This window comes from Stenotrophomonas sp. YJH_SMC_21, assembly GCF_059369555.1.
The window spans coordinates 311,456-323,541 of the sequence record NZ_JCAFSU010000003.1 but is presented as its reverse complement, the minus strand read 5'-3'; the positions used below and the strand labels follow the sequence as shown (position 1 = coordinate 323,541).

7 protein-coding genes and 2 pseudogenes are annotated in these 12,086 nt (G+C 67.2%); 6 read left to right on the top strand and 3 right to left on the bottom strand.

The features are described from left to right. Positions 1-47: 47 nt before the first annotated feature. The 3 genes and pseudogenes from AC5P67_RS07080 to dapE form a co-directional block, all read left to right on the top strand. A pseudogene (locus AC5P67_RS07080) lies at positions 48-314 on the top strand (hypothetical protein); the annotation flags it as partial. Positions 315-345: 31 nt separating this feature from the next. Continuing rightward, positions 346-717 (top strand): arsenate reductase, encoded by a 372-nt coding sequence (locus tag AC5P67_RS07075; RefSeq protein ID WP_172961840.1) that lies wholly within the window; start codon positions 346-348, stop codon positions 715-717. After that, on the top strand, positions 714-1,841 hold the full coding sequence (gene dapE, locus AC5P67_RS07070) for a succinyl-diaminopimelate desuccinylase (RefSeq protein ID WP_099527848.1): 1,128 nt from the start codon (positions 714-716) through the stop codon (positions 1,839-1,841). The genes AC5P67_RS07075 and dapE overlap by 4 nt, the downstream gene beginning before the upstream one ends. Before the next feature lie 156 nt (positions 1,842-1,997). Here dapE and AC5P67_RS07065 read toward each other — a convergent pair. Further along, positions 1,998-2,864: pseudogene (locus AC5P67_RS07065) on the bottom strand (tetratricopeptide repeat protein); the annotation flags it as partial. 338 nt (positions 2,865-3,202) lie between these two features. Here AC5P67_RS07065 and asnB point away from each other — a divergent pair. Continuing rightward, the gene (gene asnB / locus AC5P67_RS07060) at positions 3,203-4,894 is read left to right on the top strand and encodes an asparagine synthase B (protein WP_005408760.1); all 1,692 of its coding nucleotides are present in this window, start codon (positions 3,203-3,205) and stop codon (positions 4,892-4,894) included. 99 nt (positions 4,895-4,993) lie between these two features. Then, positions 4,994-6,382, top strand: a complete 1,389-nt coding sequence (locus AC5P67_RS07055; RefSeq protein ID WP_495204614.1) for a cation:proton antiporter domain-containing protein — start codon at positions 4,994-4,996, stop codon at positions 6,380-6,382. A gap of 82 nt (positions 6,383-6,464) precedes the next feature. Here AC5P67_RS07055 and AC5P67_RS07050 read toward each other — a convergent pair whose 3' ends face one another. After that, positions 6,465-8,792 carry a penicillin acylase family protein gene (locus AC5P67_RS07050; protein ID WP_495214421.1) on the bottom strand — a complete coding sequence of 776 codons (2,328 nt, stop codon included), beginning with the start codon at positions 8,790-8,792 and terminating at the stop codon, positions 6,465-6,467. A gap of 123 nt (positions 8,793-8,915) precedes the next feature. Here AC5P67_RS07050 and bfr point away from each other — a divergent pair, with 123 nt between their 5' ends. Next, positions 8,916-9,404 (top strand): bacterioferritin, encoded by a 489-nt coding sequence (bfr, locus tag AC5P67_RS07045; RefSeq protein ID WP_005408763.1) that lies wholly within the window; start codon positions 8,916-8,918, stop codon positions 9,402-9,404. A 417-nt stretch (positions 9,405-9,821) separates the two neighbouring features. Here the strand turns inward: bfr and parC are convergent, their stop codons facing one another. Then, positions 9,822-12,065: a DNA topoisomerase IV subunit A gene (parC, locus tag AC5P67_RS07040; protein WP_005408764.1), complete on the bottom strand. Its 2,244-nt coding sequence runs from the start codon at positions 12,063-12,065 to the stop codon at positions 9,822-9,824. Positions 12,066-12,086: the final 21 nt, after the last annotated feature.

The window sequence follows — 12,086 nt, the reverse complement described above, 5'->3', positions numbered from 1 at the left end:
CACGCCATGCGCTGGACCCGACTGCGCCGCGCACTGTCGCGGCGCTGGCCGATGCCGGCGCCGCCTTCGGTGGCCATCAGGCCCTCCTGCGTTTCCTCACCTGCCAGGACGAGGCCATCGCCCGCACCTGCGACTGTCGCTGGGCCAGCACCCGCGTCGCGCTGCCGGTAGACCTCGACAACCTGCAGCCGCTGCGCCTGGAACGCGACCTGCAGTGCCCGCGCCTGCAGGCGATGGGCGTGGCGCTTGCATCGGGCCTGGCCTTCCGCTTGCCGAGAGTGCCGTTCCGGGTCGTGTCCGAGCGCCTGTTGTGAGATTCTGGCCCTCTGTTTTCCAGCATCACAGATGGCCATGAGCACCACTGTCTACGGTTTAAAGAACTGCGATACCTGCAAGAAGGCGACCAAGTGGCTGGACCGCTTCGGCGTGCCGTACACCTTCGTCGACTACCGCGAGAACAAACCCAGCCCGGAAATGCTGCTGGAATGGGCCGCGCAGCTGGGGGGGCTGGCGGCGATGGTCAACAAGTCCTCCACCACCTGGCGGCAGCTGCCGGACAACCGTAAGGCTGCGGACTCCGAGGCCGAATGGAAGCTGCTGCTGCGCGAGTATCCGCAGTTGATCAAGCGCCCGCTGGTGGTCACCGCCGACGGCACGGTCAGCCAGGGTTTCAGTGACAACGGCTTCAAGGCCCGCTTCGGCGTGGGTGCCGCGTGAGCGCGGTCCTCGACCTGACCTGCGAGCTGATCGCGCGACCTTCGGTAACGCCGGACGATGCTGGTTGCCAGGCGCTGTTGGCGGCGCGGCTGAAGCAGGCCGGATTCCAGTGCGATCATCTGCGTCTGGGCGACGTTGACAATCTGTGGGCGACCCATGGCCAGGGCGCGCCGGTGCTGGTTCTGCTGGGCCACACTGACGTGGTGCCCACCGGCCCGCGCGAGACCTGGACCAGCGACCCGTTCACCCCACAGATCCGCGATGGCGTGCTGTATGGGCGCGGTGCCGCCGACATGAAAGGCAGCGTGGCGGCGTTCGTGGTGGCCGCCGAGCAGTTCGTCGCCGACCATCCCGACCATCCCGGCACGCTGGCGGTACTGCTGACCAGCGACGAGGAGGGCGATGCCATCGATGGCGTGCGCCACGTTGCACGCCTGTTCGCCGCACGCGGGCAGCGCATCGACTGGTGCATCACCGGTGAGCCGTCGTCGACCGCGACGCTGGGCGATCTGCTGCGCGTGGGACGTCGCGGCAGCCTGTCGGCCAAACTGCGCGTCCAAGGCGTGCAGGGCCACGTGGCGTATCCGGAAAAGGCACGCAACCCGATTCACCAGGCGGCGCCGGCCCTGGCAGAACTATGCGCGCGGCGCTGGGACGAAGGCTACGAGAGTTTCCCGCCGACCAGCCTGCAGATCTCCAACATCCACGCCGGCACCGGTGCCAACAACGTGATTCCCGGTGAGCTCGACGTGGATTTCAACATCCGCTACAACCCGCACTGGGATGCGCCGAAGCTGGAGGCGGAGATCACCGCACTGCTGGAACGGCATGGCCTGCAGTACACGCTGAAGTGGCATCGCAGCGGCGAGCCGTTCTACACCCCGGAAGGCACGCTGCGCGCCATCGCCCGTGCGGTGCTGGCCGAGCACATCGGCCGCGCGCCAGAAGAAAGCACCGGCGGCGGCACCTCCGATGCACGCTTCATCGCGCCATTGGGCGCGCAATGCATCGAAGTAGGCCCGGTCAATGCCAGCATCCACCAGGTGGACGAGAATGTGCGCGTGGACGATCTGGAAGCGTTGCCGGGGCTGTACCAGCGGCTGGTGGAACGGCTGCTGGTGTGAGGAGGGCGGGTGCCGACCGTTGGTCGGCACGACTTTCGCCGGCATTGCTTTCCTGTAGGGCCGAGCCATGCTCGGTTGGCTTATCCCGGCAGGAGCAGCCGAGCATGGCTTGGCTCTACAGAACTGCAGCCGGGCCCTACTCAAAAATGAAGAACGGGGCTTGATCGCTTTTTCCCAGTAGCTCGGTGCCGCCATGTAGAAGCGCTGCGCCTCGGCCCGGGCGAACCAGCGTGCGGCTGCGTCGGTGTCCTTCTCCACGCCCGGTGCACCGCGGCCCAGCAGCAGTCCGGCGAAGTACTGGCCGAACACATTGCCCTTCTCGCCGGCACGCTGGTACAGCTGCAGCGCACGTGCGGGATCGCGCGGCAGTCCCATGCCCTTTTCCAGCAGCGCGCCCAGGTCTACCTGCGCTTCGGCATCGCCACGTTCGGCGCGACGCTGGATCTGCGCAACCCGCGGATGCACGGTGTCACCCTGTGCGGCCACCGCATCCGGTAGCCGTGACGATGAACTCGGGTAGCGCTCGTAGATCATTCCGCGCAGGTCCCAGCGCAGTGCCTGTTGCGCGTCGCCACGCTGACGATAGGCCTTGGCGAGTTCGTAGAACGCATAGGGATTGCCGTGGTAGGCCGCCGCCAGATAGGCGCGTTCGCCACGTCGCCAGGACGCGCGCAGCACCGGTGCCGGATTGATGTGGGGGCTGTCGGCATACCGCAGCGTGCCGGAGATCCAGATCCGTCCCAGTGCTTCTTCCGCCTTGGTGTTGTGGAAGGTCCAGGGTGTGACCGCGGCGGCACGCTCGTAGTAGGCGATGGCACGTGGATCGTTGAAGCGCTCGAAGGTTTGCGCAGTGTCAAAGGCACCCTCGAAGCTGCCGTCGGTGCCGCGTTGTTCCAGGCCCTGCAGCTGGGCCGGCGGCAGGGCCGGCGGCAGGGGCGACGGTGGGGGCAGGGTCCGGCAGGCGGCCAGGCCCAGGCTGAGCAGGGCGGCCAGCGCCGCGTTGCGTCCAGTGCGGTGTTGCATTTCCATTACACGTTTCACGGCGCGCCATTATGCGCGCCGGGGAGTGGTTGCCAACGCAACGGTTGCACCATGCCGGAAACCGGGGTAGGGTCAATGCCATGTCGATCCGCCTGGCCACCGCCGTCAACAACAACAACCGCAATAATCTGCGCGCGAATAATCGTGCGCGGCCGATGCGGGACTGCGCCCTGGGTAGATAGACAGCAACACACGCCCGGACACCAGAAAACCCGCATCAGCCGATGCGGGTTTTTTTGTGCCCGGGCGCAGCCTACCCGGGCCTGGATGGCCGGTCGAACACCTTCCCACCCGTGAAATTCCCCAACAGGAGCTCCCTCATGTGTTCGATCTTCGGAATCTTCGGCCTGCAGGCCGGTGACGATCTTCCCACCCTGCGCCGCCACGCGCTGGAACTGTCGCAACGCCAGCGCCACCGTGGCCCGGACTGGAGCGGCGTGTACCTCGACGAAGGTGCGCTGCTGGTCCATGAACGGCTGGCCATCGTCGATCCGGCCGGTGGTTCGCAGCCGCTGCTGTCGGCCGATGGCCAGCTGGCGCTGGCGGTGAACGGCGAGATCTACAACCACCAGGCGTTGAAGGCGGCGCTGACCACCACCTACGACTTCCAGACCGGCTCGGACTGCGAGGTGATCAACGCGCTCTACCGCCAGGGCGGCGCGCCGGCGCAGTGGCTGGAACAGCTCAACGGCATCTTCGCCTTCGCGCTGTGGGACCGTGACAGTGGACGCGTGCTGGTGGCGCGCGACCCGGTCGGTGTGGTGCCGCTGTACTGGGGCCACGACGCCCAGGGGCGCTTGCGCGTGGCCTCGGAAATGAAGGCGCTGGTCGATACCTGTGCCGATGTCGCGCAGTTCCCGCCGGGCCACTATTTCGACAGTGCCAGCGGTGAACTGGTGCGCTACTACCAGCAACCGTGGCGTGACTATGCCGACGTGCAGGGTCGCCAGGCCGATCTGGCCGAACTGCGCCAGGCCTTCGAGCATGCAGTGGAACGCCAGTTGATGAGTGACGTGCCGTACGGCGTGCTGCTGTCCGGTGGCCTGGACTCGTCGCTGGTGGCGGCGGTAGCCGCGCGCTATGCACGTCGCCGCATCGAGGATGGCGGGCAGACCGAAGCCTGGTGGCCGCGCCTGCATTCGTTCGCGATCGGCTTGAAGGGCTCGCCCGATCTGGCTGCCGCTGCCATTGCTGCCGAAGCGCTGGGCACCGTGCATCACGGTTTCGAGTACACCTTCGAGGAAGGCCTCGATGCGCTGCCGGAAGTGATCCGCCACATCGAAACCTACGACGTCACCACCATCCGCGCCTCCACGCCGATGTTCCTGCTGGCGCGGCGGATCAAGGCGATGGGGGTGAAGATGGTGCTCTCCGGCGAGGGCAGCGACGAGATCTTTGGTGGCTACCTGTATTTCCACAAGGCACCGGATGCGCGTGAATTCCACGAGGAGCTGGTGCGCAAGCTCGACGCGCTGCACAACTACGACTGCCTGCGTGCCAACAAGTCGATGATGGCCTGGGGCGTGGAGCCGCGCGTGCCGTTCCTGGATCGTGAATTCCTCGACGTGGCGATGCGCTTCGATGCCGCGCACAAGATGGTGGGCGCCGGGTTCGGTGGCCGTCGCATCGAGAAGGCGGTGCTGCGCGAGGCGTTCGACGGCTACCTGCCGGACAGCATCCTGTGGCGTCAGAAGGAGCAGTTCAGCGATGGCGTCGGCTATGGATGGATCGACGGCCTGAAGGCGCATGCCGAGGCGCAGGTGAGTGACCGCGTGCTGGCGGCGGCCGACAAGCGCTTCCCGCACAACCCGCCGCAGACCAAGGAGGCGTATTACTACCGCCACCTGTTCGAGCAGTTCTTCCCAAGCCGTGCGGCAGCGGAGACCGTGCCGGGCGGCAAGTCGATCGCCTGCTCGTCGCCGGCGGCCATTGCCTGGGACGCCAGCTTCGCCGCAGCTGCCGACCCTTCGGGACGCGCGATCGCCGGCGTGCACGAGCAGGCACTGGCCTAAGCCCCAAAAAGGGGACGGAGGGGATTAAGTCGTAAGTGGCATAAACGACTTAATCCCCTCCGTCCCCTTTTTGTATGATCGCCCCCTGCGCATTGGGGAATGTTCATGGACGTACAGGCAGGCGGCAACGCGCCGCCCACGAAATGGGGATGGCGTTATCTGGCGTGGGCCGGGGTGCCGTTGCTGGCCGGGGTGCTGCTGGCGCGGTATGCCGGGCCGGCGGCCCCCGAGATGGTCGCCCGTGCCACGGTTGCTGCCGAAGGCAGCTGGGCGCAGCATCTGGCGTCTCCGCTGGGCCTGTTCCTGCTGCAGCTGCTGGTACTGCTGCTGGTAGCCAAGGGCGCCGGTGCGCTGCTCAAGCGCTTTGGACAACCGGCGGTGATTGGCGAGATGGCGGCCGGCCTGATGATGGGCCCGCTGGTGCTCGGCAGCCTGCTGCCGCAGTTGCATGGTGCGTTGTTCCCGGCCAGCTCGTTGGGGCCGCTGGGCATGCTCAGCCAGCTGGGCGTGCTGATGTTCCTGCTGGTGGCCGGTGCCGAGCTGGACCTGGCGGCACTGCGCGGCCGCCGGCGTTTCGCCTTCACGGTCAGCCATGCCGGCATCGCGGTGCCGTTCGTGCTCGGCGTCGCGTTGGCGATCTGGCTGTATCCGCAGCACGGCCCGCAGGGCGTGGGCTTCACTGCCTTCGCACTTTTCGTCGGCATCTCGATGAGCATCACCGCGTTCCCGGTGCTGCTGCGCATCCTTGCCGACCGCGGCATCGCGCAGACGTCGCTGGGGCAGACCGCCATCGCCTGCGCGGCATTGGGCGATGCCACCGCATGGTGCCTGCTGGCATTGATCGTCGCGGCTGCACAGGCCAGTGGATGGCTGCCGGCCAGCCTCAACCTGCTGTGCGTGGTCGCCTTCGTGGCGCTGATGCTGGGGCTGGTGAAGCCGTGGTTCGCCCGCCAGCAGATCGCGCCGGGCCGTGAGGGGCGCTGGCTGCTCGGCATCCTGCTGCTGTCGCTGGGTAGTGCCCTGATCACCGAAATGCTGGGCATCCACGCGCTGTTCGGTGCCTTCGCTGCGGGCGTCGCGGTATCGTCCAACGTGCAGCTGCGCGACCTGTTGATGGCCCGCGTCGAACCGTTTGCGGTGACCCTGCTGCTGCCGTTGTTCTTCGCCATGACCGGCCTGCGCATGCGTGCCGATTCGCTGCAGGCCAGCGACATCGTGTTGTGCGGGGTGGTGATCGTGGTGGCTACGGCCGGCAAGCTGCTGGGCACCTTCAGTGCTGCACGCAGTGCCGGCATGCCCACGCGCGAGGCGTGGCGGTTGGGCGCGTTGATGAACACCCGTGGCCTGATGGAGCTGATCGTGCTCAACCTGGGTTACGAGCTGGGCCTGCTCGGCGACCGCCTGTTCGCGGTGCTGGTGGTCATGGCGCTGGTGACCACGGCGATGACCGGGCCGCTGCTGAACCTGATCGAGCGTCGCAGGGCTTGAGCGTTGAACGGTGGTGCCGGCCGCTGGCCGGCATCCACGCAGGTGTGCTCAGCAGCAAGAGGTTGCCGGCCAGCGGCCGGCACTACCGCGCCGGCACCAGTGTCATCACGTGCTGTGCCTTGCCAGGCAGGAAGGGCGTCGGCCGTCCATGCACCCAGTCCTCGTGGCCGGCGCCCCAGTAGGGTGACAGTGGATGGCCGCTCTGGCCGCCCGGCATGTGCACGATGCCGTCGGCCTCGTGGCCGGGCGAGACCACCATGCGCTCGGAAGCACCGAAGTTCGGCGTCTGCACGCGTGGCATGTCACGGTCGCCGGGCAGCTGGTCGGCGGGCATGCACAGCCAGCGCTTGGCGATGCCCGGCAGCGCCCGTGCGATGGGGTGGCAGATCGCCGCAGTGTTGCGTTCGCCCCAGGTGCGCTTGGACAGCGGTCCCTGCTTGGCCAGCTCGCTCTCGGTACGGCGTGCCGCGTCGATCAGCAGCGCATCCCAGCTGTCGAAGGCCGGTGGCAGCAGATGGGCCGGACGCTGTTGCAGCATCGGCCAGGCCACGCCTTCCAGCTGCGCCAGTCGCGGGTCGAGGTAGTCATCACCCAGCTGCGCATGGGCCGGTGCCAGCAGTGCATCGGACAACGTCTCCATCACCTGGGTGCGGAATTCACGTACTACCCGGTAGCTGACCGAACTGGCCGCGGCACGACCGCCCCATTGATGGCTGACTTCCCTCAAACGCTTCAGTGCAGGGTCGTCACTGCGCTCGATGACGTCGTGCAGCAGGGCCCACCAGCGCTGCAGGAACACCGCGCGATCGTCGAGCTGGATCGCCAGCAGGTCGTGCTCGTCGAAACGGTCCTGGATGGCGAGCAGATCGCGGATCTGCCGCGCGCGGGCGCCAAGGTCATAACCACCGTTGCCGACATTGGCCAGTGCCTCGCCGTCGAGGACGCGGCCGTTGGCGGTCCACAGGCGATGGTTCGGTGGGTCGATCAATGCCGGCGAGGCGTCGCTGCGGATCGGCCAGGGGGCGCAGTCCTGGTTGTGGGCGGCGGTGAAGCCGGCCGGTGCACAGCCCGGACCGCGGTCGGGGCGGGCGCCGATCAGGCGCCAGGCGATGCGTCCGCTGCGGTCGCCGACCACCAGGTTCTGTGCGGGGATGCCGGCGTGGTCGGCGAATTGCAGGGCACTGTCCAGGTCACCGGCGCGGGCCAGGTCACCGAAGTCCAGGCGCACCGCGCCGGGCAGGTGGGCGACCCAGCGCAGCGCGTCGCCGCTGCCATCGGCATGCGTGTGCAGGATCGGCCCCCAGTCGGTTTCGCGCACCGGGAACAGCACGTCGGCCTGGCCGGCCACCGCAATCCGCTCTTCATGCACGGTCACTGCGGCGTTGGCTGGTTCAGTGCGGTAATCGGCGGTATCGATGTAACTGTTGGTGAAGCCCCAGGCGACGTGGCCGTTGCTGCCGACGATCACCGCTGGCAGGCCGGGCAGTGAGAAGCCGGTGACGTCAACCTGTCCGCCCGCGGCCTGCGGGTCGGGGTAGCGCAGGCGCACGCGGAACCACAGACCCGGCGCGCGCAGGCCGAGATGCATGTCGTCGGCGACGATCGCGCGACCGTCGGCGGTGAGCGCGCCGGCCACGGCGAAGTTGTTGCTGCCGATGACATCGGCCTCTTCCTGCTCGGTGCCCGGTTTCGCGTGCAATGTGCGCAGATCCAGCTGGCTGGCATCGGGCAGGGCAGCGTTGCCGGTGGGTTCGCCGAACAGCGGCGCATCCCATTCGGTGCCGTCGTGGGCGATCAATGCGTACAGCGCCGGCGGCACCACTGCGCGGATGCGGCTCAGTGCAAGCTCGGTCTGGTTGCCGGGGTCCTGCAGGTCGGCGTACATGGCCAGCCCGGTCAGCACGCTGTCGCTGGCCTGCCACGGTTGCGGCGACTGCCGCAGCAGCAGGTAGGCCCATGGCCGCACGGAGAGGCCGGCCAGGCCCTCATTGACCCCACCGACATAGGCGCTCACGGCTTCGACGTTGTCGCCCAGCGCAGCCTGCATGTTCGCCTCGGTGCGCGCGCGCAGCCGATGCACGCGCATGCGCTTGTCGGCATCGATCGCCTTCGGGCCAAACAGTGCGGACAGTTCGCCGGCGGCGCTACGGCGCATCAGGTCCATCTCGAAATAGCGTTCCTGCGCATGCACGCGGCCCAATGCGCGCATCGCGTCGGCCTGGCTGGTGGCGGTGATGGTGACCACGCCCAGCGCATCGCGCTCGATGGTGACCGGCCTGGCCAGGCCGGGCAGCGCATGCTCGCCGTCCAGGTCGGCCAGGCTGCCGCGCAGCAGCAGCCACAGGACCAGTGCGGTGACCAGCACGATGGCGACCAACACGCCCAGCACCCAACGCCATGTACGTCGCATCGCACGTCCTTTCCGAACTCGTGGGCCGATTGTAGCCGCAGGCGCAACTGCGACTGATTCCGATTAGATCACCGTATTTTGAAATGCGGCACCCTATGCCGCATCGATTCACAGGAGCCCCCCATGAAAGGCAACCCGGACGTCATCGCCTGCCTGAAGGAACTGCTGCGCGGCGAGCTTGCTGCCCGCGACCAGTACTTCATCCATTCCCGCCGCTACGAGGACCAGGGCCTGTTCGCGCTGTACGAACGCCTGAACCACGAGATGGAAGAGGAAACCCAGCACGCCGATGCGCTGCTGCGCCGGATCCTGTTCCTGGGCGGCGACCCGGACATGCGCCCGCATGCCACCGAGCCGGGCAAGACCGTGGAAGAGATGCTGCAGAAGGATCTCGACACTGAATACGCGGTTCGGAACAATCTCGCCGCCGGCATGAAGCTGTGCGAGGAGAAGGGTGACTACGTGAGCCGCGACATCCTGCTGGCCCAGCTGAAGGACACCGAGGAAGACCACGCCTGGTGGCTGGAACAGCAGCTGGGCCTGATCAAGCGCATCGGCCTGGAGCTGTACCAGCTGAGCAAGATCGACGGCAACGGCGCCCCGGCGCACTGAGCCGGAGGTGGCGCCGGGCAATTCCCGGCGACCACCCGGTAGAGCCGACCGCTGGTCGGCTGCTTTTCGGTAGAGCAGCCGACTGACAGTCGGCTCTACCAGGAGCAAAAGAGCAGCCGACCAGCGGTCGGCTCTACCAGCAGCACAGCGTTCTGTCGCCCGCCAGCACCGGAGCACCGCCAGCCAGCCTTCGCCAGCCAGCTGCTCCATCGCCCGCCAGCCGACAACGAAAAAGCCGGGGAATTCCCCGGCTTTTTCGTGTCCGGGGTCGGATCCGTTTTCAACGAAAACGGCTCTGACCCCATTGGGATCGAAAACGCCAACCGAGGTTGGCGTTTGCCGGGGGTAATGCGTGTCAACCAAGGTTGACACCCACCTCAACCAAGGTTGACACCCGCCAGGGGCAGGGCCCAGCCCTTATTCCACCGACAACCCTTCCACCTTCTGCCAGCCGCGCGGCAGCAGGTGGCCGCGGGTGGCGCGGGCGCCGAGGTAGGCGTCGAGCTCGTTGAACTTCAGCCCCATCGTGCGCTGGCCGCTGCGCACCTGCAGGGTCTGCCCCGGGCTGATCGCCACGATGGCGACCACGCGTTCAGTGGCGAGCTTGGCCTTCGGGATCTCGATGATCTTGTTGCCCTTGCCCTTGTCCAGTTCCGGCAGGTCGTTGGCGGCGATCGCCAGCAGGTTGCCGGAACTGGTCACCGCCACGATGCGGTCGGTGGCCACGTTGGCGACCATCGACGGGGTGAGCACCGACGAGCCGGACGACAGGTTCAGCATCGCCTTGCCGGCCTTGTTGCGGCCGATCAGGTTCTCGAAGCGGGTGACGAAGCCGTAGCCATGGCTGGAGGCCAGCACGAAGCGGGCATCCGGCTCGGCACTGGCCAGGGTCACGAAGCTGGTACCCGCTGCCGGCGAGAAGCGGCCGGTCAGCGGCTCGCCGTTGCCACGCGCGGAGGGCAGGGTGTGCACCGGCGTCGAGTAGGCGCGGCCCTCGCTGTCGAGGAACGCGACCTGCTGGGTGCTGCGCGCACGCACCGCGCCCTGCAGGGCATCACCGTCGCGGTAGGAGAGGGCGGACGCATCGACGTCATGGCCCTTGGCGGCACGGATCCAGCCCTTTTCCGACAGCACCACGGTCATCGGCTCGCTCGGCACCAGCTCGGTCTCGTCGATGGCCTGCGCGGCCTGGCGCTGCACCAGCGGCGAACGGCGCGCGTCGCCGAACTTCTTGGCGTCGGCCGTCAGTTCGTCGCGGATCAGCTTCTTCAGCTTGGCCTTGCTGTCGAGGATGCCGAGGATCTTCTCACGTTCCTTGGCCAGCTCGTCCTGCTCGCCGCGGATCTTCATCTCTTCCAGGCGGGCCAGCTGCTTCAGCTTGGTTTCCAGGATGTACTCGGCCTGTTCCTCGGACAGGCCGAAGCGCGCGATCAGCGCCGCCTTCGGTTCGTCCTCGGTACGGATGATGTGGATCACCTCGTCCAGGTTGAGGAAGGCGACCAGCAGGCCTTCCAGCAGGTGCAGGCGGCGCTCGACCTTCTGCAGGCGGTGCTGCAGGCGGCGGGTGACGGTGTTGCTGCGGAAGGTCAGCCATTCGCTGAGCAGCATCTTCAGGTTCTTCACCTGCGGACGGCCGTCCAGCCCGATCACGTTGAGGTTGACGCGGTAGCTGCGCTCCAGGTCCGTGGTCGCGAACAGGTGGCCCATCAGCTGGTCGGCGTCGACGCGGTTGGAACGTGGCACCAGCACCACGCGCACCGGGTTGGCGTGGTCGGATTCGTCGCGGATGTCTTCCAGCCACGGCAGCTTCTTGGCGCGCATCTGCGCGGCGATCTGCTCGATCACCTTCGACGGCGACACCTGGAACGGCAGCGCCGTCACCACGATGTTGTTGGCTTCCTTGTTGAAGGTCGCACGCGCACGCACGCTGCCGTTGCCGGTCTCGTAGATGTTCCGCAGATCGTTGGCGGCGGTGATGATCTCGGCGCTGGACGGGTAGTCCGGGCCCTGCACGTGCTCGCACAGGTCGCGCACGGTCGCATCGGGGTTGTCCAGCAGGTGCAGCAGTGCGCTGACGATCTCGTTGAGATTGTGCGGCGGCACGTCGGTGGCCATGCCCACGGCGATGCCGGTGGTGCCGTTCAGCAGCAGGTGCGGCAGCCGCGCTGGCATCCAGGTCGGTTCCTGCAGGGTGCCGTCGAAGTTCGGTGCCCAGTCGGTGGTGCCCTGGCCCAGCTCGCCCAGCAGTACTTCGGCGATCGGGGTCAGCTTGGATTCGGTGTAACGCATCGCCGCGAACGACTTCGGGTCATCGCTGGAGCCGAAGTTGCCCTGGCCCTCGATCAGCGGGTAGCGGTACGAGAACGGCTGCGCCATCAGCACCAGCGCCTCGTAGCACGCGCTGTCGCCGTGCGGGTGGTACTTACCGATGACGTCACCGACGGTGCGCGCGGACTTCTTCGGCTTGGACGCAGCATTCAGGCCCAGCTCGCTCATCGAATAGATGATGCGGCGCTGCACCGGCTTCAGGCCGTCGCCGATGAACGGCAGAGCGCGGTCCAGGACCACGTACATCGAGTAGTCGAGGTAGGCGCGTTCGGCGTACTCGCGCAGCGGCAGTTGTTCGAATCCGTGGAACACGGGGCGGGCAAGTTCGGTCATGCGGCGTTGTTACCTATGTCG